This is a genomic window from Mucilaginibacter sp. CAU 1740, assembly GCF_039839285.1.
Taxonomy (GTDB): domain Bacteria; phylum Bacteroidota; class Bacteroidia; order Sphingobacteriales; family Sphingobacteriaceae; genus Mucilaginibacter.
In genome coordinates, this window is sequence record NZ_JBDOQS010000006.1 from 279,843 (window position 1) to 301,188 (window position 21,346).

19 protein-coding genes are annotated in these 21,346 nt (G+C 42.6%); 14 read left to right on the plus strand and 5 right to left on the minus strand.

The genetic code is table 11. The features are described 5' to 3' along the window. The first annotated feature begins 84 nt into the window (after positions 1-84). Positions 85-480: a DUF805 domain-containing protein gene (locus AAFN85_RS15430; RefSeq protein WP_347528424.1), complete on the plus strand. Its 396-nt coding sequence runs from the start codon at positions 85-87 to the stop codon at positions 478-480. Between the two features lie 108 nt (positions 481-588). Here the strand turns inward: AAFN85_RS15430 and pgi are convergent, their stop codons facing one another. Next, positions 589-2,235 (minus strand): glucose-6-phosphate isomerase, encoded by a 1,647-nt coding sequence (gene pgi, locus AAFN85_RS15435; protein ID WP_347528425.1) that lies wholly within the window; start codon positions 2,233-2,235, stop codon positions 589-591. Between the two features lie 253 nt (positions 2,236-2,488). Between pgi and AAFN85_RS15440 the strand changes: the two genes are divergently transcribed. From AAFN85_RS15440 to AAFN85_RS15460, 5 genes are all read left to right on the plus strand, one after another. After that, complete coding sequence (locus AAFN85_RS15440; protein WP_347528427.1) at positions 2,489-2,926, plus strand: hypothetical protein; 438 nt, start codon at positions 2,489-2,491, stop codon at positions 2,924-2,926. A 105-nt stretch (positions 2,927-3,031) separates the two neighbouring features. Continuing rightward, positions 3,032-4,124, plus strand: a protein-coding gene (gene prfB / locus AAFN85_RS15445) for a peptide chain release factor 2 (RefSeq protein WP_347528429.1) whose coding sequence is annotated in 2 segments (ribosomal slippage) — positions 3,032-3,091 and positions 3,093-4,124 — 1,092 coding nt in all. Because the reading frame shifts where the segments join, the coding sequence is not laid out codon by codon here. Positions 4,125-4,359: 235 nt separating this feature from the next. Then, positions 4,360-5,271: an alpha/beta hydrolase gene (locus tag AAFN85_RS15450; protein ID WP_347528430.1), complete on the plus strand. Its 912-nt coding sequence runs from the start codon at positions 4,360-4,362 to the stop codon at positions 5,269-5,271. Positions 5,272-5,281: 10 nt separating this feature from the next. Further along, positions 5,282-5,728, plus strand: a complete 447-nt coding sequence (locus AAFN85_RS15455; RefSeq protein ID WP_347528432.1) for an ankyrin repeat domain-containing protein — start codon at positions 5,282-5,284, stop codon at positions 5,726-5,728. Between the two features lie 98 nt (positions 5,729-5,826). Continuing rightward, positions 5,827-6,258, plus strand: a complete 432-nt coding sequence (locus AAFN85_RS15460) for a hypothetical protein (protein WP_347528434.1) — start codon at positions 5,827-5,829, stop codon at positions 6,256-6,258. A 174-nt stretch (positions 6,259-6,432) separates the two neighbouring features. Here the strand turns inward: AAFN85_RS15460 and AAFN85_RS15465 are convergent, their stop codons facing one another. From AAFN85_RS15465 to AAFN85_RS15475, 3 genes are all read right to left on the minus strand, one after another. Further along, complete coding sequence (locus tag AAFN85_RS15465) at positions 6,433-7,110, minus strand: LytTR family DNA-binding domain-containing protein (protein ID WP_347528435.1); 678 nt, start codon at positions 7,108-7,110, stop codon at positions 6,433-6,435. A gap of 3 nt (positions 7,111-7,113) precedes the next feature. After that, positions 7,114-8,643: a histidine kinase gene (locus AAFN85_RS15470; protein ID WP_347528437.1), complete on the minus strand. Its 1,530-nt coding sequence runs from the start codon at positions 8,641-8,643 to the stop codon at positions 7,114-7,116. A 187-nt stretch (positions 8,644-8,830) separates the two neighbouring features. Next, the gene (locus AAFN85_RS15475) at positions 8,831-9,703 is read right to left on the minus strand and encodes a transglutaminase-like domain-containing protein (protein WP_347528439.1); all 873 of its coding nucleotides are present in this window, start codon (positions 9,701-9,703) and stop codon (positions 8,831-8,833) included. A 43-nt stretch (positions 9,704-9,746) separates the two neighbouring features. Between AAFN85_RS15475 and AAFN85_RS15480 the strand changes: the two genes are divergently transcribed. Beyond that, positions 9,747-10,349 carry a hypothetical protein gene (locus AAFN85_RS15480; protein WP_347528440.1) on the plus strand — a complete coding sequence of 201 codons (603 nt, stop codon included), beginning with the start codon at positions 9,747-9,749 and terminating at the stop codon, positions 10,347-10,349. Positions 10,350-10,482: 133 nt separating this feature from the next. Here the strand turns inward: AAFN85_RS15480 and AAFN85_RS15485 are convergent, their stop codons facing one another. Beyond that, positions 10,483-11,610: a polymerase gene (locus tag AAFN85_RS15485; RefSeq protein WP_347528442.1), complete on the minus strand. Its 1,128-nt coding sequence runs from the start codon at positions 11,608-11,610 to the stop codon at positions 10,483-10,485. A gap of 205 nt (positions 11,611-11,815) precedes the next feature. On the opposite strand from AAFN85_RS15485, the gene AAFN85_RS15490 reads away from it, so the two are divergent. The 7 genes from AAFN85_RS15490 to AAFN85_RS15520 all read left to right on the plus strand — a co-directional run bounded on the left by AAFN85_RS15490 (position 11,816) and on the right by AAFN85_RS15520 (position 21,319). Continuing rightward, positions 11,816-12,796 carry a deoxyhypusine synthase family protein gene (locus AAFN85_RS15490; protein WP_347528444.1) on the plus strand — a complete coding sequence of 327 codons (981 nt, stop codon included), beginning with the start codon at positions 11,816-11,818 and terminating at the stop codon, positions 12,794-12,796. Positions 12,797-13,048: 252 nt separating this feature from the next. Further along, a complete protein-coding gene (locus tag AAFN85_RS15495) occupies positions 13,049-14,329 on the plus strand; it encodes a cytochrome c3 family protein (RefSeq protein WP_347528445.1) in 1,281 nt (426 codons plus the stop codon). A gap of 36 nt (positions 14,330-14,365) precedes the next feature. Then, positions 14,366-17,428, plus strand: coding sequence for a TAT-variant-translocated molybdopterin oxidoreductase (locus tag AAFN85_RS15500; RefSeq protein ID WP_347528447.1), 3,063 nt, complete (start codon positions 14,366-14,368; stop codon positions 17,426-17,428). 25 nt (positions 17,429-17,453) lie between these two features. Further along, entirely contained in the window at positions 17,454-18,926 is a 1,473-nt protein-coding gene (gene nrfD, locus AAFN85_RS15505; RefSeq protein WP_347528449.1) for an NrfD/PsrC family molybdoenzyme membrane anchor subunit, read from the plus strand. A 7-nt stretch (positions 18,927-18,933) separates the two neighbouring features. Then, the gene (locus AAFN85_RS15510; protein WP_347528451.1) at positions 18,934-19,470 is read left to right on the plus strand and encodes a DUF3341 domain-containing protein; all 537 of its coding nucleotides are present in this window, start codon (positions 18,934-18,936) and stop codon (positions 19,468-19,470) included. Then, positions 19,454-20,038 (plus strand): cytochrome c, encoded by a 585-nt coding sequence (locus AAFN85_RS15515; protein ID WP_347528452.1) that lies wholly within the window; start codon positions 19,454-19,456, stop codon positions 20,036-20,038. The genes AAFN85_RS15510 and AAFN85_RS15515 overlap by 17 nt, the downstream gene beginning before the upstream one ends. Positions 20,039-20,050: 12 nt before the next feature. Continuing rightward, positions 20,051-21,319 carry a quinol:cytochrome C oxidoreductase gene (locus AAFN85_RS15520; RefSeq protein ID WP_347528453.1) on the plus strand — a complete coding sequence of 423 codons (1,269 nt, stop codon included), beginning with the start codon at positions 20,051-20,053 and terminating at the stop codon, positions 21,317-21,319. The last annotated feature ends 27 nt before the right edge of the window (positions 21,320-21,346 follow it).

Here is a 21,346-nt window from a genome sequence, read left to right on the forward strand (position 1 = left end):
TTGAGCCAACAACTAAATAAGAAAAAATATTTTTAGCTTTATATCTAAACAATATATCTTTATTCCTAACCTAATCATTTAATCATGTTCCGAAATCTATTTTCTTTCCAGGGGCGCATCCGCAGAACCGAGTATGGTATCAGCTTTATTATTTATGCAATTTGTTATGTGATAACACTCGCTATTTTGCAGTCGGGCAGTGCGATTGCAGGGATAGGGGTTCTTGCATTAGTTCCGCTATTGTGGTTTTTTTGGTCGCAGGGAGCTAAGCGTTGCCACGATTTAGGCAATAGCGGTTGGTATCAGCTTATTCCTTTTTATTTTTTAGCACTGATATTTCAGGAAGGAAGGGCAGGCGAAAACCAATACGGCGAAAATCCAAAAGCTGTGAACGACCCATATGATCCTTACGATTACAAAAGCCCGTTTCCTGGTCAACAAGAATCATCAACAGAAACTTATTCAGAAACCAAAGAATAGATATTCTACACTATAGCTTGAGAATACTAACATAAAACACAAAACGCCTGGAATTATTCCGGGCGTTTTGTGTTTTATACTAAAGCTCCCCTTTAGGGAGCGGGGGATTTACCTCCAGGCTTTATACTGATTGATCAAACCATTGGTTGATGAATCATGGCTTGAAATTTCAGCATCATCTTTCAATTCAGGAAGGATCTTGCCGGCAAGTTGTTTACCAAGCTCAACACCCCATTGGTCAAAGCTGTAAATATTCCAGATAATACCTTGAGTAAAGATCTTGTGCTCATAAGCAGCGATCAATGCACCTAATGTATAAGGAGTGATCTTTTTGATCAGGAACGAGTTTGTAGGGCGGTTGCCTTCAAACACTTTAAAAGGAGCGATCTTGGCAATTTCTTCATCCGATTTACCGGCTGCTTTTAATTCCTCGATAACTACCTCTTCGGTTTTACCGTTCATCAAAGCTTCGGTTTGTGCAAAGAAGTTTGATAACAGCATATTGTGGTGCTCGCCCAGCGGATTGTGTGATTGTGCAGGAGCGATAAAATCGGCAGGGATCAATTTAGTACCCTGGTGAATTAATTGGTAAAACGCGTGCTGACCATTAGTGCCAGGTTCGCCCCAGATGATCGGACCGGTTGAGTAATCAACATCTTTGCCGTTACGGTCAACATGTTTACCGTTACTTTCCATATCACCTTGTTGGAAATAGGCCGAGAAACGGTGCAGGTACTGATCGTAAGGAAGGATCACGTTGGTTTCGGCCTCGAAGAAGTTGTTATACCAGATGCCTAACAAGCCCATTATAACCGGGATGTTTTGATCAAATTCGGCAGTTTTAAAGTGATTATCGGTAGCGTGGGCACCGGCAAGCAAATCGGCGAAATTTTCAAAACCGATGCTCAGGGCGATAGATAAACCGATAGCGCTCCATAAAGAGTAACGACCGCCTACCCAATCCCAAAACTCGAACATGTTTTTGGTATCGATACCAAATTTTTCAACAGCTGCTGCATTGGTTGATAACGCCGCGAAGTGTTTAGCTACATCAGCCTCGGTAGCGCCGCTGGCCAGGAACCAATCGCGGGCGCTGTGAGCGTTGCCCATGGTTTCCTGCGTGGTGAAAGTTTTTGAAGCTACCAGGAATAGTGTAGTTTCAGGGTCAACCGCTTTCAGGGTTTCAACAATATGGGTACCATCCACGTTACTTACAAAGTGGAGGTTTAAATGATTTTTATATGCTTTTAAAGCTTCGGTAACCATTACCGGGCCTAAGTCAGAACCGCCGATGCCGATGTTTACCACATCAGTAATAGGTTTGCCGGTATAGCCTTTCCACTCACCGCTGATGATAGCTTCGCTGAAAGCTTTCATCTGGTCGAGCACTTTATTTACATCGGGCATCACATCTTTGCCATCAACATAAATAGGCGTATTGCTGCGGTTACGCAAAGCGATGTGCAGTACTGGTCTGCCTTCGGTAACGTTAATTTTTTCGCCACTGTACATGGCTTCTATCGCCTCTTTTAATGAACACTCTTTAGCCAATTGAATCAGCAAAGCAAGGGTTTCATCGTCAATACGATTCTTTGAGTAATCCAGCAGGATGTCCTCAAATTGGATAGAAAATTTATTAAAACGCTGATCATCAGCATCGAATAATTCTTTAAGGCTTTTTGATACAATATCAATGTAATGATCTGTAAGGTATTTATACGCCTGGGTTGTTGTAAAATCGGTAGTTGGCAGCATAATTGTGTTGTTTTTTAACAAAAGTAAAAAGTTAATTGTAAGGTGGTTGTTAAATAAAATAATTGTCTGGCATAGTGTTTATTAAACACGGTATGGATAGTGTTTGTTTTACACCAAAAAATTGCCAGAATTACAATAGAATTACAAAATAATTTAGGATTTGTAAATTTTTATTTATCATCTTTGTGTCGATGGTAATCAAATGAGGGATTTATCATCAATTTGTCAATTTACTTTAAAAGCACGTACTACTATGTTTGAGAAACTGTTTTTGCTTGTAAAAGATAACGCCGGGACGGCTGTTATCAACAACCCCGTAATCCCCGCAAAACATCACGAGGCGGTGATCAATGAAGCTTCAAGTTCTATTATTGAAGTGTTAAAGGGCCAGTTAGAGAGTGGTAAGGTAAAAGAATTGATCAAGTATTTTCAGTTTTCGGGTAGTTACAACAATTCATTAGTATCAAGCATCACCAACAGTTTTGCTAACAAGCTTAACAATTTTTACAGTATTGATCCGGCTAATGCTTTAGCCGCCGCGAAAGCATTGATCCCTAATGTAATGAACGAGTTGGTTAAAGAAACAAAAAGCGGTGAGGCCAAAGAATTTGCTTTGGGAACCCTGTTAACCAAACTTAACGGAAACCGTACAGATCTAAATCCGCTTGTAAAGAACCTGATGGTTGCTTAACGATCTATATTATTACATCTGCCTACTGGAAGGGCCTGCCGATTGTTAAACAATTTGCAGGTCTTTTTTATTTATGGCGATTTTCAAATTATATATATTTGCCGTATGACTAAAGAACAAGTTCAGGATTTAAGGGATAGAGTAACTTCCCTGAGGAGGCATCTTTGACATTGATAAGAAGCTTGAATTACTACACGAAGAACAGGAAATAACCATTGGTCCGCATTTTTGGGACCATCCCAAAGAAGCCGAAAAAGTACTGGCATCCATCAAACTAAAAAAGGTTTGGACAGATGCTTTTCAAAAAGTAGTATCGGTGGTTGACGACGCCGTGGTGATGTTTGAATTTTACCAGGGCGGCGATGCTACCGAGGCCGAAATGCAGGAGCAATTTAATATCGCCATAAAAGCGGTTGAAGAACTTGAATTTAAAAACATGCTCTCGGCCGAAGAAGATCAGCTGAACGCGGTATTGCAGATCACGGCTGGTGCCGGTGGTACCGAAAGCTGCGACTGGGCCGGTATGCTGATGCGCATGTACATTATGTACGGCGAAAAAAGTGGCTTTAAGGTAACCGAACAGGATTACCAACCAGGTGATGTTGCCGGCGTAAAAACCGTAACCCTGCAGCTGGAAGGCGAATTTGCTTACGGTTACCTTAAAGGTGAAAACGGAGTACACCGCCTGGTGCGCGTATCGCCTTTTGATGCTAACGCTAAACGCCATACTTCGTTTGCTTCGGTTTACGTTTATCCATTGGTTGATGATACTATCGAGATCGAAGTTAACCCGGCCGATATCGAGTTTGAAACCTTCCGCTCAGGCGGTGCCGGTGGCCAGAACGTGAACAAGGTGGAAACTGCCGTACGTTTATACCACAAACCATCGGGCATTATTATTAAAAACCAGGAATCACGCTCACAGTTACAAAATAAGGATAACGCTATTCGCTTGCTTAAATCGCAGTTATATGAAATTGAGATGCGTAAGCGTATGGAGTTAACCAACGCCATTGAAGGCAATAAAAAGAAAATTGAATGGGGATCGCAAATTCGTAACTATGTGTTACACCCATACAAACTGGTGAAAGACTTACGTACCGATCATGAAACCTCAAACGCCGCCGCGGTGCTTGATGGTGACCTGGATGATTTTCTGAAAGCCTACCTGATGGAGTTTGGCGGGCCGAAGAGTTAAAAAAATAACAAAGTAATAAATAGATCGTCATTGCGAGGTACGAAGCAATCCCCAAGTAGCAGAGAGGCTATACAAATCCGCCCTGTACAGTCGGGGATTGCTTCGTTCCTCGCAATGACGACTTTGATAGATATCAATCTAACAAAAACGGAGTTATCAGAAATGATACTCCGTTTTTTGTTTTAGGCAGATTAATTGTATTTTGGACAGATCCAATTTGCCTTTATAACTAATTATGAAAATCATCCTATCAGCCATCATTTTAACCGCGATGACATTAACTGCCTTTGCACAGGAAAAACCGATCCCGCTTTATCCAAAAGGCGTACCCAATTCAAAAAAAGCACCGGCAGAATACGTCGAAAAGATAGATGGAAACTGGATCTACAAAGTTACCGACCCAACGCTTACACCTTATTTGCCAGAAAAAGGAAAAGCAAACGGCGCGGCTATAGTTGTTTGCCCTGGTGGAGGATATTCAGGCCTCGCTTCAGATCATGAAGGTAAAGCTGTTGCTAAGGCGTTTGCAGATATTGGTGTAACCGCGTTTGTACTAAAGTACCGCTTGCCAAGTGATGATATCATGGCCGATAAATCTATCGGGCCGTTACAGGATGCGCAGATGGCTATTTATATTGTACGCAAAAATGCTGCCCAATGGGGTATCAATCCTTCAAAAATAGGCATTATCGGTTTCTCGGCAGGTGGGCATCTGGCCTCCACCGAGGGTACACACTTTGATAAGCCTGTTATTGAAGATAAAGAGAACATCAGCGTTCGCCCGGATTTTATGATGCTGATCTATCCCGTAATCTCTTTTGGTGAATACGCTCATGTTGGCTCGAGGGAAAACCTTATCGGTAAAACGCCATCGGCAGCGCAGGTTGATCTGTACTCGAACGAGAAACAGGTAACTGCCAATACCCCGCCAACATTTTTGATCCACGCCGAAGATGATAATGTTGTGCCGGTGCAAAACAGCTTGCTGTTTTACGATGCCTTGTTAAAAAATAAGGTTAAAGCCGAGATGCACCTTTTTCAGGAAGGTGGCCATGGCTTCGGTATGAACAATCCTAAAAACAAAGGCAAATGGTTTGAATGGGCTGCTTCATGGTTGGATGAGAATGGCTTTTTAAGCGGAAAGTAACCTCATGTTGATGAAACACTTTGTCCTGTTTCTGGCTTTCGCGCTATCTGCTATTTGTGTAAAGGCGCAAACGGGTAATGATAACTTATATAAGGCTGTAAAGGCCAATGATACTACCGTTGCCGAAAAGTTAATTAACAACGGCGCCGATGTTAATTTCAGGCCAAAAATGATGAATGCCGAGATGAGTTTATTGATCTTGGCAGTTGAGCAGAGCCAGGTAAAAATGGTTAAGATCTTAGTAGATCATAAAATTGATATCGACTGGAAAGACTGGTTTGGCAGCACCGCGTTAATGTACGCCGCCTATAAAGGTAATGTTGCAATCATCAGTTATCTAATTAAAAACGGAGCTGATGTACATTTTGCCGATAAGCAGGGCAATACGGTTTTATCTGCAGCTAAAGAAGGTAAAAATGTCGATGCGATCAAACTGATAGAAGACAGCCTGAAATAAACGTTGTTGAATTTTAATGACCAGAAAAACCGTAGCTTGATTTTATTGTTGAGGTAAACAGAATTTATAAAGCTATTACCTTAACAATACATCATTTTATGTTGAAGAAAATATTGTTGGCGGCGCTGATAACCATAGGTGCCGCTTTTAATTCCTTAGCTCAAGCTATCAATTATAAAAACGTATCAAATAAGGATCTTACCTACGTTTTAAATAACCTGCAAAAGCGGTACGTATATACCGATCATAAAACACTCAATATAGCAGTTTACCTGGTAGCCGACCAGCAAGGTGATCCTGATGCCCCCGCCGATTGCAAAAATCCTGAATCTATTTACGTCGCCGTATCTGAAGTTAATAAACCCGATCCCGAGCAGCACGTTTATAAACTAAACGCCGTTTGCGATCCGAAGTTTATCAACTGGGTCAAATCCAAAAAAATGTATAAGATAGCGTTTAGCTATGGCGCGGCGGTGAAGCGGAAAACGGCTACGATTGGTATTATGCTGAAGAAGCTGGTGGTGGAGTAAATTCGCATAAAATAAAAAAATGTCATTTCGATAGAGCCGGGGTGGGTTGAGTGTGGGAGCGAAAGAGAAATCTTATACGTCCTGCAAAGTGGCCATGCACAGTTTGGCATGCATGGCGTACAAGATTTCTCCTCCCCCGCGCACTTACCTAACGCGCTGTTCGTCGAAATGTTCCTATTTAATTATCCCCAAATTCTGCACATAAGCCCCACCCACAGGCAATACAAAGCCGTTAACCGTTATCTGGTGCCGCTCTACTTTATCAACTTTGTTAATAGCTACTATGAACGAGCGGTGGATCCGTACAAATTTGTCTGTAGGTAATAACGCTTCAATCTCGGTAATTGTCATGCGGGTTACTACCGTATTATCCTTCAAAATAAAATTTACATAGTTTCCTGTGGCTTCAAGGTGGCAAATGTCGTCAAAGCTTACCCTTACCTGCTCGTAGCCTGTTTTCAGGAAAACATAATCTTTTACTTCAGCCGTGTTCCTGAAATTATATAGCTCATAGGCTTTGTTGCAGGCTTTCATAAAACGTGTAAGCGGGAACGGTTTCAGTAGATAATCCACCGCGTCGAGTTCAAAGCTGGTTACTGCGTGCTCGGTATAGGCTGTGGTAAATATTACCAGCGGCTTTTTATTGAGGCACGTTAACAAATCGATGCCCGATATATCGGGCATCTTGATATCCAGAAACAGCAGGTCGATAGGGTTGCGTTGCAGGTATTCCATCGCTTTAAAAGCATCTGTAAACTCCGCTTTCAGATCTACAAAAGGTACTTTGGCCGCATGCGAACGCACCACATCAAGCGCTATAGGTTCATCATCAATGGCAATGGCTGTTATCAATGCTTATTTAAGTTGGATAGTTAAATGTATGAAAAAATCTTTCGCGCTTTCGCGGATCACCAGCTCGTGTTTGGCCGGGTACATCAGGCTGAGCCGCTGTTTTACATTTTCCAGGCCGATGCCGTTATTATACTTCTCGGTATCGTTAGCTGTTTTAGCATGGATGCTGTTATGAACATCAAAATAAAGCGTGCTATCTTTAGTTTGCAAGCTGATGTTGATGTGCGATGGCTCGCGCAGGCTGATACCATGCTTAAAAGCATTTTCAATAAAAGGGATCAACAGCATAGGTGCTATCTGCAACCCTTCAACATGTTCTTCTATCTGTAAAACAATAGCAATATCGGGCGAGGTTTGCACTCTCAGCTTTTGCAGGGCGATGTAATTGTTCAGGTAATCGATCTCGCGTACCAGCAGTATTTTCTCCTGCATGTTTTCCTGTAGCATAAAGCGCATCATATCGCCCAGGCGCTGGATGCCCTCGGCCGTACGGTCGGAGTTTTCCTGTAAAGCTGTACCATAAAGGGTGTTAAGCGCGTTAAACAAAAAATGGGGGTTGATCTGCGAGCGAAGAAAATCCAGATCGGCAGTAGAGCGACCGAGTGCGGTTTTCAAAAACGTGATCTCCTGGTTACCTGCCATTTTACGCTTGTAAACTATCCACGCGAATGGACCAGTTAACAAGATCTGGATACTGCAATTAAAAGCGAATACGATACCAACCGGATCTTTCTGATCAAATATCAACGCCGTTAAAAATGCGATAGGTATGCTGATAAGTGCCATTATACCGGCAACTTTTAAAAGGTAAATAAAAACGCCTTTGTTTTTATCAAGCGTTTGAGGGATGAGGCTGTAAAACGATAATGCATAAATGCCTATCGCGGTTGGGGCTGTAATAATAAAAGTAGTGATAAGCTCAACCTGGGCATCAACCAGCGTCATTAAAAACGCTATGATCATTACAACCACTATCGCTGTAATACAATCCTGTGTAAGGATGCGGTATTTGGCCTGGATCTTATCAACATTACCTAACAGAAACTGGGCCGAGTATTTGATAGCGCTGTAAAAAGTAAGCATCATCATAACCCACAGGGCGTAGATCACGTTCAGTTTAAAAACGAGATTATAAACGTAATCGGCGGTTTTGTGGTAAAAAAGGTAGCCTTTAAGCCAGGTATCGGTGATGCCAAATAATCCCCAGAAAAATAGTAACAGTGTCGCGGCTAACGTTACATGCCAAAACACTTTGCGTTTTTCGGCAAGGGCGGGTATAATAACAAAATTCCAAAGCAGGAACCCACCGTAATAACCAGTGTACCTGAACACCTCCGGGAAGAAATAATATTTAGAGTAAGAATAATGGAGGTGATAGTTATTGAACATGTACCGGTACGGGGTCCATATTTCAGTATCACCACTATTGGCTACTTTGGCCAGCAGCAGCATAACGGCAAAAGCATAAATGGTACTTGCGGCCCAAAATTCAATTTTGCCCAGGTTAAGGTTCTTTTTTAGCAGTTGGTTCATTGTGTTTTTAATTATGCCCGCAAGGTATAATGCACAATACTACTGAATAAATAAATGGGATGAAACCGCTTCCCTGTGTGACGGGATATCAGTTTGCAGTTTTATAGCGGACAGTTTGCAGTTGAAAGTTTGTTTACTGGCAGTTTAACCGCCCATTATAAACGGCATACTTCAAACCGCCAACTGCCTACTGGCCAAGGGGGGCTTCCATTATTTGAAGCAACTCGTTCAATTCCCTAACCTTCTCGGCCGAGCCAAGGTTTTCGTAGGCGCTAATGAGGTTGCGGAGCACGCGTTTAATGATATCAGTGTTGGAGCATGGCTCGTAAAACTGCTTATCGTATTTTAGGTTAAGCTGTTTTAAAAACATATCAACATCGCGCCTGCCAAATAACAGGCCCTTGTTAAATGCGTTGATGTAAAACATAATGCCGCTTTCAAATTCGCTTTGCAGGCTTTCATCAAGGTAGGCAAGGATGAAATGCTGGGGCAGGTTTACACCATAAACCGGGATATCCAGTTTTTGGGCCACTATTGAATAGATAATAGCCAGCGAGATCTGGTTGCCTTTCTTTGTTTCAAGCACCTGGCTCAGGTAGCTATTTTGCGGGTCGAGGTGGTTGGCCGTGTTACCGCTAAAACCGTATATATTATAAAAAACGTGGTTAATGAGTTTGATCTGCTCTTTGGGGCTGGCCTCGTTCATCATCTGGATCCAGATATCACGTTTAATAGCCTCTATCTGGTTAATTACTTTTTGCTCATCAAGATCGGGGTATTGATAACGGTTGATGATGAGGATGCCTTGCAGCAGATCAAAAGCGCCGCTTTGGTTCCACAGTTTCAGATCATTTTTAAGACTGCCGAATTGGATCTCATGAACCAGATCGGCTATGCGTTCCTGTAGTATCGGATCGAAAGCCTGCTCAAAAGCCGATTCGAGGTAAGTTATAGCCTCGGCTCCGTAAGCAAGGAGCTTACCATGTACATGATCGAAAATTTCGCCATCCGGATCGTCCAACAGGCGGATCAATGAATTTACTTCGTTGGGATTAATCATACGCTGTATGCTAAAATACTAAACCTTTTCTATTTTTACAGCGATGTATAATATTAGGTACGGGCTCAGTTACCTGCTGCACCGGTTCAAAGCCAACAACAGGCACGGTATCCATTCGCCATTTGTTTACAAGCTGATCGATACGGTTATATACGATTATCGCCCCCAAAAAGTGTACCGGGAAATTAAAAGTACCGTCAAAGCACAACATCCTGACGGGCGGGTGATAAATAAGCTGCCGTTTAAAGTGTATCAATTAATTTATCGCTTCGCTGTTTATTTTAAGCCGAGTACGGTTGCGATTGATGGAGGTGAGAGCGGTTTTTTGTCACTACCGATAAAAAAGGCTATTCCCAATGTGGCTTTTTTAGATCTGCCTGAACCCACAAAGGGTGCATCGGCAGACATGATCATTATCGATGCTGCTGTGCACGATATTACCCAATATCTTGAAAAAGTTCTGCATTATATTCATGATGATACCACATTGATGTTTACTAATATTCATCGCAACCAAAAAACAAAAAAAGGTTGGAGCATTTTAAAAGCAGATGAGCGGGTGCGGGTAACTATCGATCTTTATTACCTCGGGCTGGTGTTTTTTAAACCGGGGATGAGTAAGGAAGATTTTAGGGTGAGGTATTAGCGGTTGTCTGAATCAGAATTTACAGAATTTGAGAATTTTCAGAATAAAGAATGCCTTGCTTAAAATTAAAGAGTAGCGGGTATTGCTATGCCATTCTGTGAATCCTAAAATTCTGTAAATTCTGATTCAGAAATTAAAACGATTGCCCCAACCCGATATAAAATCCAGTCAACCTTTTTTCATTAGGTGTTTTCTGCCCTACACCATAGTCAATACGTACCGCCAACCCTTTCTCCACATCAAAAAAGTAACGGATGCCGCCGCCGTAGTTCGGTTTTAGTTCGGATGTTTTAAAACTGCTTTGAAATACTTCGCCACCTCCTACAAAACCGGCAAAGCCTATTCGGTTGCTGAGGCGATAACGCAGCTCGGCCTGACCAGCAATCATATTACGATCCCGAAAACGACCGTTGTAATAACCGCGCATCAGCTCATCGCTGCCCAGATCAGGCAATAAATAAAATGGCGAATCAGTCCCGGTAAGGCTTTGTTCCTGGATATCCAGGCCAAGAACCCATTTAGGTGCCAGCAGAAAAAATTGAGAATATTCAATATTGAAGAAACCGCCTTTATAACCGTTGTTGCTGAACATGCCATGTATAGCCTCGAACGAGGTATTGATCACCATACCACTGGTGGTATAAGTGTTGTTGTTCCTGTTATCAAATACTAAAGTTGGCCCAATGTAGGCACTTGGGCCACCGCCACGATATTCAACTCGCGGATCGGTGTAAAAAATCCCCGTTTTATCTTCGTCCCTAAAGCTATAATCCCATGCCCCCACGGTTATCCCGGCATATAGGTTATTGGTGATCCTTTTCTCGCCAATGAAATTAACCTTCACGCGTTTTTGACCAAGACGATCGGAGTTTGCTTTAAGCGTATGGTTACCAATTCCATAAAAATCAAACGGAAAGTTAATATAGCTTACGCCGCCTGTAAGATGGTATTTGTTGCCGGGTGTCCAGTAGTTGCTGGTAAGGCTTAAACGGCTTTGCCCTTTTGTTGTTATAGTGGCGTAAGCAAATACGTTTGATACACGGGTATTTGATTTGGAGGTATCTGTATAAAAAGAAAGCAAGCCCGCGCCACCTACTTCTAACCCCGTTTCGGGGGCCGAACTTAGCACTGGTAAAATAACGAAGCTACTTTTGCGGGTGGTATCTTTATCAAAATACATCCGCTTTATCACCTTGGTTATTTGTGCATTAGCGCTCTGAAAACCGGCAACAAACAGCGTAATTGTGATAATCTTTTTCATAGTATTTATTGCGGCTAATATAACCCAATTTGCCGCATAAGGTTTGTAAAGCTACACTTTAAATTACACGGGGTAGGGGAGGCGAATGGTGATTTTGGGGAGAGATAATTGAGACTGCTAAATCTTCACAAAAAGATAAAGTATCATTTGAAATTCAATTTAACTAAAATGCCTACTTTTGCGCCTGAATTTTTAATGAAATACTATGAGCACTACAAGAGGACCTATTTCGCAGTTTATTGAAAGAAACTATCTGCACTTTAACGCCGCGGCATTAATGGATGCAGCCAAAGGCTATGAAACACACCTTGAAGAAGGCGGTAAAATGATGGTAACCTTAGCTGGTGCCATGAGTACAGCCGAGCTTGGTATTTCGCTGGCCGAGATGATCCGTCAGGATAAGATCGCCATTATTTCATGTACAGGTGCCAACCTCGAAGAGGATATCATGAACCTGGTAGCACACTCGCACTACAAACGCGTACCTAACTACCGCGACCTTAGCCCTCAGGAAGAGTGGGACTTATTAGAAAATCACTACAACCGTGTAACCGATACCTGTATCCCGGAGGAAGAAGCTTTCCGTCGTTTGCAAAAACATATCCACAAAATTTGGAAAGATGCTGATGACGCCGGTGAGCGTTATTTCCCGCACGAATACATGTACAAAATATTATTAAGCGGCGAGCTGGAGCAATACTATGAGATAGACCCAAAAAACTCATGGATGCTGGCTGCTGCCGAGAAAAACCTGCCTATCGTGGTACCAGGTTGGGAAGATTCAACCATGGGTAACATCTTCGCTTCATACGTAATTAAAGGTGAGCTTAAAGCCTCAACCATGAAAAGCGGTATCGAATACATGGCTTGGCTGGCTGATTGGTACACTAAAAACTCATCGGGCAAAGGCATTGGCTTTTTCCAGATAGGTGGTGGTATTGCCGGCGATTTCCCTATTTGTGTGGTACCTATGCTTTACCAGGATATGGAAATGCACGATGTTCCGTTCTGGAGCTACTTCTGCCAGATCTCTGATTCAACTACCTCATACGGTTCATATTCCGGCGCAGTGCCAAACGAAAAAATTACCTGGGGCAAGCTTGATATTCATACACCAAAATTTATAGTTGAAAGTGATGCAACTATTGTTGCACCACTCATTTTTGCCTGGTTATTAAAACAATAGTCAAAATTTCATAATTAAAGTTTGGCTGCAATTGGGCTAAAAAAATGCTAAATGACATTAATATGCATTTAGCAGCGTTTAAAAGGCATTTTTAAACTATTTAGAACGATTATAAATTGATAGTTGGTGTCATAAATGTGTCACCGATAGCCTATAAAATTATACTTTTGTGCCTGTAATTGCCCGAGGAAACGAAGTTCTTTCAACAATTTCACACATCTAATACAAATTTATTAAGCATAAATACACTGTATGAGAAGCTTCTCATTGATTCTTAAACAATTCTCAAGGTCGGTTTTACTGATTGCAGGGTTTGCATTTGGAAGTTTATCCGTTGCACACGCTCAAGGTGACGCGGCCAAAGGCGAGGCCCTTTTTAAGGCAAACTGTACCGCTTGTCACAAAATCGACCAGGAAATGACTGGTCCGGCACTCGGTCCTCAACTTACTGAAGAAACTGACGATAAATACCTCGTGCAGTGGATCCAGAACAACCAGGCATTGATCGCCGCTAAAAATCCTAAAGCTTTAGCTATTTACAACAAATACCAACAAAAAGGTATGACTGTATTTAGCAGCCTGAGCGAAGGTGATGTAACCAACATCATCACTTACATTCGCGAAGACTGGAAAAAGATCCAGGAAGATAAAGCTAAAGCACCTGCTCCTTCAGCAGCTGCCGAAAGTGGTCCAAGCGAAATGGTTGTTTTCGGGTTGATCGGTATTATCATTATCGCGTTCATTGTTATCCTGGTATTGAACAGGGTAGTAGGTTCGTTAGAGCGTGTATTACTGAAAAACAAAGACCTTTTGGTTGAAGATGCACTTGCTGCAGAAGCTGCCGGTACGGCTGCTATCGACGCGAGGAAAGCGTTCATCGCCAAGATCCTTAAAAACAAAAAACTGGTATTCTTTATATTGGTTAGTGGTACCATCGCCATGGGTAGCTGGGGCTGGGAAACTTTGTGGAACACTAACGTTCACCAAGGTTATCAGCCGGTTCAACCGATCAAATACTCGCACGAGTTACACGCTGGTGTGATGAAAATTGATTGCCAATACTGTCACTCAGGTGCATACAAATCAAAAAATGCTTCAATACCTTCATTAAACGTATGTATGAACTGCCACAAGGTTGTTAAAACCGAGTCGGAAGAGATACATAAGATCTATGACGCTTTGGGTTACGATCCTAAAACCCAGAAGTATGATAGCACAATGGCTAAACCAATTCAGTGGGTACGTATCCACAACCTGCCAGATCTTGCTTACTTCAACCACTCTCAACACGTAAAAGTTGGTGGTATCAAATGTCAGCAATGTCATGGTCCGGTACAAACCATGAAAGAGGTTTACCAATACTCTCCGCTTACTATGAAATGGTGTATCCAGTGCCACAAACGTACCGAAGTTAACGGTAAAGGCAATGCTTACTACGATAGCATCCTGGCCGCTCACGATAAGATCAAGAAAGGTGAGAAAGTTACCGCAGCAGTGTTAGGCGGTATCGAGTGCGGTAAATGTCACTATTAATAAAAAGAATTTAGCATTACAGTTTATATAGCTTAAATGGACAGCAATAAAAAATACTGGAAAGGTTTAGAAGAACTAAACAGAACACCAGAATTTGTTGAGAAAAATAAAAACGAATTTGCCGAGCCGCTTCCTATCGAGGAACTGCTTAGCGGATCTGGTTTATCAGCTCCAACCCCACGCCGCGACTTTTTAAAGGCGCTAGGCTTTGGTGTAGGTGCGGTTACATTGGCGGCTTGTCAGAAAGTGCCGGTGCATAAATCGATCCCATACCTGATCAAACCTGAAGAGGTAACCCCGGGTGTGGCCAACTACTACTCTTCAAGCTACGAAGGTCAGGCTATCCTGGTTAAAACCCGCGAAGGCCGTCCTATTAAAGTTGAAGGTAACCCTAACGATGTTTTTTCAAAAGGTGGTTTAAGTGCACAGGCGCAAGCTTCTGTACTTGACCTGTACGATGTAAACCGTTTGCAAAACCCTAAAATTAAAGGTGTTGAAGCAGGCTGGGAAGAAGCAGATGCTTATGTTAAAAAAGAACTTGCCGCTGTTGCCGCTTCAGGTAAAGGTATCCGTATAGTAACTTCAACTGTACACAGCCCTTCAACGTTAGCTGTTATTGCCGAGTTCATCACTAAATACCCTACTACAAAACACATCAATTATGATGCGGTATCATATACCGGTATCATCCAGGCTAATCAAAACAGCTTTGGTAAAGCAGTATTGCCTCACTACAACTTTGATAAAGCTGATGTAATTGTAAGCTTTGGTGCTGATTTCCTTAGTACCTGGATCTCGGGCGAAGAATTTACCCGCCAGTACGTATCAAACCGTAACAGCAAATCGCTTGCTAACAAAAAAATGTCGCGCCACATTCAGTTTGAAACTGGTATGAGCTTAACCGGTACTAACGCCGATGCTCGTATCACTACCAAACCATCAGAAATGGGTGCTGCATTGATCAACTTATACAATGCTATTGCAGGTACCACTTTAGCTGGTTCAAAAGCAACCGGCAGCAAAAAAGTTGATACCGCAATTATGTTGGCAGCTAAAGAACTTGTTGCAGCTAAAGGTAAAGCCCTTGTTGTTTCAGGATCAAACGATGTTGCTACACAAGTATTGGTTAACGCCATCAACTCATTGTTAGGTAGCTACGGTACAACTATTGATCTGGATAACCCATCAAAACAATACGCCGGTAACGACGCTACTTTTGTTGAGTTTGTAAGTGAACTTAACCGTGGTGATGTAGGTGCAGTATTCTTCCTGAATGTTAACCCTGCTTACGATTATTATAAAGGTGCTGAGTTTACAGCAGCTTTGAAAAAAGCACGTTTAAGCGTATCATTTGCTGATCATGCTGATGAAACTGCTTTATTATCTTCAGTTAACGCGCCAAATCACCACTACCTTGAATCATGGGGTGATGCCAACGCTGTTGAAGGTTACTACACTGTAATTCAGCCAACTATTAATCCTGTTTACAGCACCCGCCAGGCCGAGCATAGCTTATTGGTTTGGATGGAAAACCCTATAAAAGATTACTACACCTACGTTCGCAAAACCTGGGATTCGGGTTTGTTAGCAAAAGGCGGTTTAGCTGGCCAAAAAGGTTGGGAAACCCTGTTGCAAACAGGTATGGTGATCGCTGCTCCTGTAGCCGCGGCTTCTTATACTTTTAGCCTTGACCTTGCCGGTGTAGCTCAAAAAATATTAACTCAAGGCAAAGCTGTTGCTGCTAATGGCGACAAATTTGAATTGAGCCTTTACGTAAGCCCGGCTATTGGTGATGGAAGATTTGCCAACAACCCATGGTTACAGGAGCTGCCAGATCCGGTATCTAAAGTTACCTGGGATAACTTCGCTGCCATGTCAATTTCTGATATGAAGAAATTGAAACTGGAAGAGGGTGATGTGATCAAAATTGATGCTAATGGTTACTCAGTAGAGTTGCCGGTATTGGCTCAGCCAGGTCAAACTCAAGGCACTTTATCAGTAGCTGTAGGTTACGGACGTACAAATGCTGGTCCGGTTGGTAACAACGTAGGTAAAAATGCTTACCCATTCTTCAGCTTAAGCAATGGTACTTTCCAAACTGCAGCTGTAGCTTCATTCAAATCTTCAGGTTACAAATCTCCGTTAGCTCAAACACAAACCCACCACTCGTACGAGGGTAGGAGCGTGATCCGCGAGGCTACTTTTGTTGAATACAAAAAGAACCCTGCTAAAGGTAGTGGTAACGAGCATGGCCGTAAAGATTACAATGCAGAATCACTTTGGGATAACCACGATCGCCCTGTTTATGACTGGGTTATGGCTATCGACCTTAATGCTTGTACCGGTTGCGGTGCCTGCGTGGTAGCTTGTAACGCTGAAAATAACATCCCGGTTGTAGGTAAAGAAGAGGTTGCACGTCGCCGTGAAATGCACTGGATCCGTATCGACCGTTACTATGCTTACAATGATCATGGTGATGCTGAAGAAGCAGTATCTAAAGAGAAAGAGATAGATAAGCTTGATAACTTTGATAATGTATCGGTTGTTCACCAGCCAATGCTTTGTCAGCACTGTGACCACGCACCTTGCGAAACTGTGTGCCCGGTATTAGCTACCGTTCACTCATCAGAAGGTTTGAACCACATGGCTTACAACCGTTGCGTAGGTACACGTTATTGCGCTAACAACTGTCCGTTCAAAGTACGCCGCTTTAACTGGTTCAACTACTGGAACGACGCTCGTTTCGATAACTACCTGCAAGGTGAGCATACACAATTAGTATTGAACCCAGACGTAGTTACACGTTTCCGTGGTGTTATGGAGAAATGCTCAATGTGTATCCAACGTATCCAGGCCGGTAAACTGAAAGCTAAAATTGAAAAACGCCCATTGAAAGATGGCGAGATCAAAATGGCTTGTCAGCAAACATGTTCAGCTAACGCTATCGTGTTCGGTAACAGGAACGATCCTAACTCGGAGGTTTCAAAAGCACTTGCAAGCGAAAGAACTTACTACGTGCTTGAAGAATTGAACGTACAACCAGGTATTGGTTACCAAACCAAAATCAGGAACATAGTAGAAACTGAAGCTCAGGCATAAATTTTATATACAGAGATTAAGATATATGGCATCTCATAGTGAATCAATAATAAGGGAACCGTTAATTACGGGTAAGGACATCACGTATGCAAAAATTACGAATGATGTATTACGCCCTGTAGAAAATATGCCGGGTAAAGCCTGGTGGATCGGTTTTAGCGTAGCCTCGCTTGGCGCTCTGCTTTGGGTTTTCGCTATCAGCTGGACCTTCTGGTTCGGTTTGGGCGAGTGGGGTTTGAACAAAACAGTAGGCTGGGCATGGGATATCACCGGTTTCGTATGGTGGGTAGGTATCGGTCACGCCGGTACATTGATCTCGGCCGTATTGTTACTGTTCCGTCAAAACTGGCGTAACTCCATCAACCGCTCTGCAGAAGCGATGACGATCTTCGCGGTAATTTGTGCGGCCACCTATATCGCTGCTCACATGGGTCGCCCTTGGATGGCAGTATATTCATTGCCACTTCCAAACCAGTATGGCTCATTATGGGTAAACTGGAACTCACCGCTTATCTGGGACGTATTTGCGATTTCAACATACTTCTCGGTTTCATTGGTATTCTGGTACACAGGTTTATTGCCTGATATCGCTACCATCCGTGACCGTGCACAAGGCTTACGCCGCAAAATTTATTCAGTACTTTCATTCGGCTGGACTGGTTCAGTAAAAACCTGGCAGCGTTTTGAAACCGTATCGCTTATCCTTGCGGGCGTTTCAACACCACTGGTACTTTCGGTACACACCATTGTATCAATGGACTTTGCAACATCACTGGAACCAGGATGGCACACCACCATCTTCCCTCCATACTTCGTTGCGGGTGCTATCTTCTCAGGTTTCGCCATGGTGCAAACCCTGTTGCTTATCGCACGTAAAGTATTAGGTTTGGAAAACTACATCACCATGTTCCACATCGAATCGATGAACAAGATCATCATGTTAACCGGTTCGATAGTAGGTGTGGCTTATTTAACAGAATTGTTCATCGCTTTCTACTCACAAAACGAATACGAGCAATACGCGTTCGCAAACCGTATCTCGGGTCCGTACTGGTGGGCATACTGGAGCATGATGACCTGTAACGTAATTACTCCTCAGCTGTTCTGGTTTAAAAAGATCCGTACCAATATTCCATTGTCATGGGTATTATCTATCGTGGTAAACATCGGTATGTGGTTCGAACGTTTCGTAATTATCGTAACCTCGTTACACCGCGACTTTATCCCATCAAGCTGGGCGATGTTTTATCCAACCTGGGTTGACGTAAGCGTTTTCATCGGTTCGATAGGTGTATTCTTTACCATGTTCCTGTTGTTCATCAGGGTATTACCTTCAGTGGCTATGGCCGAAGTTAAACTATTGCTGAAAAGCTCGAGCGAGCAGTCTAAGAAAAAACTTATGGAAGAAGGCCATGTGGTACCTGCAGAAGCAGAATTCTACATCGCTTCATTGGAGAAATTTGATAGTGTTGACCAGTCTGAATACCTAAAAGCATAATATTACAATGAGTAGCACTAAATATATATTAGGCGTTTTTGATGATCCCGATGAAATGATGCACGGGATCGATAAGCTGCAAAAAAACAGCGTTCCTATTTATGATGTTTATACCCCGATGCCTATCCACGGTATCGAGGCTAAATTGAACATTAAGGATTCGCGTTTGGGTTACGCGGCATTTATGTTCGGTTGTTTAGGTGGATCGATCATGTTTAGCATGGTTTATTACATGCTGGTTCATGACTGGCCTATGAACATCGGTGGTAAAAACTCTTTTGCTATCCCCGATTTTGTTCCGGTTACTTTCGAATGGACAATCTTGTGGACTTCGTTCGGTATGACTTTCACTTTCTTCTTTGCTACTCACCTTTTCCCCGGCCGTACGCCAAGGGTAATGGATTTGCGGGCAACTGACGACAAGTTTGTGATCGCTATCAACGCTAAAGGAAATATCCCACACGACGATATCACTAATTTACTAAAAGAAGCGGGTGCTACAGAAGTGAAGCATAACGATAGAAAATATGTTAGCTATGAATAAAATTAAAGTATTAGGAACACTTGTTACTATTATCACCGCTGCGATAGTTTTCACGTCGTGCAAAGATAAAAGGAGCACGGGCTGGGAGTATGCACCTAATATGTACGAGCATTTGGCATACGATCCTGATCAGAAAAATAACAATTTTAAAGATGGTAAAACCGCGCAGGTGCCACCTGCGGGAACTACTCCAATTGGTTTCACAAGGTTTGACTATCCAAATACTAAAGATGGTTATGAACTGGCCAGCGTTGAGGTTAAAACCGTAATTGCGCAAACCCAGGCAAACTATGCGGATGGAAAATTATTGTTCGCGCATTTTTGCTCTCCTTGCCACGGTATTAACGGACAGGGCGATGGTGAAGTAACCAAACACGGTTATCCGCCGCCACCGTCATATTCAAAAGGTCAGTCATCACGCGGTGGTGCAATGAAAGATCTTACCGACGGTAAAATTTATCACACCATTACTTACGGCGTAAACGCGATGGGTTCATACGCATCACAGTTATCTCCGGAAGAACGTTGGAAAGTGGTAATGTATGTTCACCATTTACAAACCTTATAAGAAAAGATATTAATGAAGACTCATAATAATTTTGACGCACGATACGAATTTGTGGGCAAAGCCAAAACATGGAGCCTTGCAGCTATCGTGGTTGGTTTGGTTATCGTAGCTTTAGGCTTCGCGGTTGGTCAAACCGAGCGTACATTCGCTAACCTTTTGATCATGTCGTATTACTTCGCAGCGGTTTGTATGTGCGGTATTTTCTTTTGCGCGGTGCAATACGCTGCGCAGGCTGGTTGGTCGGCTTCAATGATCAGGATTCCGCAGGCTTTTGGAAAAGTACTTCCAATTGCGGCTTTAATTTTGATCGCTGTTGTTTTGGCCGGTCTTTCTATAACTCATCACGTTACTAACGAGGAAGGTAAAGAAGTGGTGGCTCCTTATTTATACAAAATTTGGGGTGCTGTTGGTGTTACCGATCCTCACAGCGAAAATTATAACGCAATTATCGCAGGTAAATCAGGTTACATGAACAAATGGTTCTTTTTGGGCCGTTTAGTTGTATTCCTTGGTTCATATTGCATATTCGGCAGGTTATTAGCTAAATATTCAGAATTGGAAGACGATCTGGGTGGTATGTTCTACTACAAAAAGAGCTTCAACATGTCATGCTTGTTCCTGGTGATCTTCGGTTTTACAACTCCTATCTACGCGTTCGATACCATCATGTCTTTAGAGGCAGAATGGTTCTCAACCATGTTTGGTTGGTATAACTTCGCTGCAATGTGGGTAAGCGGTTTATCGGTTATCACACTTGTATTGATCAGGCTAAAAAGGATCGGTTATTTTGAATGGGTTACTGAAGATCATATGCATAGCTTAACCAAATTCATTTTTGGTTTCTCTATCTTCTGGACTTACGTTTGGTTCGCTCAGTTTTTGCTGATCTACTACGCTAACTTACCTGAGGAAACTGTTTACTTCTTTAAACGTTGGGAGCCTGAGTTTAAACCTTGGTTCTGGATCAATATCGTGATTAACTTCCTTACTCCATTATTGGTGTTAATGTCGCGCGATTCAAAACGTATTTACCGTACAGTTGAGATCATGTGTATTATCCTGATCATCGGTCACTGGTTAGATTACTTTATGATGGTTATGCCAGGTACAATTGGCCCAACTGAACACTGGTACACCGAGATCAGTTGGATAGAGGCAGGTACATTTATAGGCTTTGGTGGCTTGTTCACCTTCCTGGCAATGACAGCTTTAACCAAGTTCAAGGCGTTGGCTCCTAAAAAGCACCCGTTCTTGTCGGAAAGCTTACACCTACACATATAATATTATTACATTTGCACCAAAATACGG

Coding starts and splice junctions, on each gene's coding strand:
- pgi (WP_347528425.1), bottom strand. CDS start 2,235: ATGCTGCCAACTACCGATTTTACAACAACCCAGGCGTATAAATACCTT.
- AAFN85_RS15480 (WP_347528440.1), top strand. CDS start 9,747: ATGTATAATATTAGGTACGGGCTCAGTTACCTGCTGCACCGGTTCAAA.
- AAFN85_RS15495 (WP_347528445.1), top strand. CDS start 13,049: ATGAGAAGCTTCTCATTGATTCTTAAACAATTCTCAAGGTCGGTTTTA.
- AAFN85_RS15515 (WP_347528452.1), top strand. CDS start 19,454: ATGTTAGCTATGAATAAAATTAAAGTATTAGGAACACTTGTTACTATT.
- AAFN85_RS15490 (WP_347528444.1), top strand. CDS start 11,816: ATGAGCACTACAAGAGGACCTATTTCGCAGTTTATTGAAAGAAACTAT.
- AAFN85_RS15475 (WP_347528439.1), bottom strand. CDS start 9,703: ATGATTAATCCCAACGAAGTAAATTCATTGATCCGCCTGTTGGACGAT.
- nrfD (WP_347528449.1), top strand. CDS start 17,454: ATGGCATCTCATAGTGAATCAATAATAAGGGAACCGTTAATTACGGGT.
- AAFN85_RS15440 (WP_347528427.1), top strand. CDS start 2,489: ATGTTTGAGAAACTGTTTTTGCTTGTAAAAGATAACGCCGGGACGGCT.
- AAFN85_RS15470 (WP_347528437.1), bottom strand. CDS start 8,643: ATGAACCAACTGCTAAAAAAGAACCTTAACCTGGGCAAAATTGAATTT.
- AAFN85_RS15510 (WP_347528451.1), top strand. CDS start 18,934: ATGAGTAGCACTAAATATATATTAGGCGTTTTTGATGATCCCGATGAA.
- AAFN85_RS15520 (WP_347528453.1), top strand. CDS start 20,051: ATGAAGACTCATAATAATTTTGACGCACGATACGAATTTGTGGGCAAA.
- AAFN85_RS15500 (WP_347528447.1), top strand. CDS start 14,366: ATGGACAGCAATAAAAAATACTGGAAAGGTTTAGAAGAACTAAACAGA.
- AAFN85_RS15460 (WP_347528434.1), top strand. CDS start 5,827: ATGTTGAAGAAAATATTGTTGGCGGCGCTGATAACCATAGGTGCCGCT.
- AAFN85_RS15450 (WP_347528430.1), top strand. CDS start 4,360: ATGAAAATCATCCTATCAGCCATCATTTTAACCGCGATGACATTAACT.
- AAFN85_RS15430 (WP_347528424.1), top strand. CDS start 85: ATGTTCCGAAATCTATTTTCTTTCCAGGGGCGCATCCGCAGAACCGAG.
- AAFN85_RS15455 (WP_347528432.1), top strand. CDS start 5,282: ATGAAACACTTTGTCCTGTTTCTGGCTTTCGCGCTATCTGCTATTTGT.
- AAFN85_RS15485 (WP_347528442.1), bottom strand. CDS start 11,610: ATGAAAAAGATTATCACAATTACGCTGTTTGTTGCCGGTTTTCAGAGC.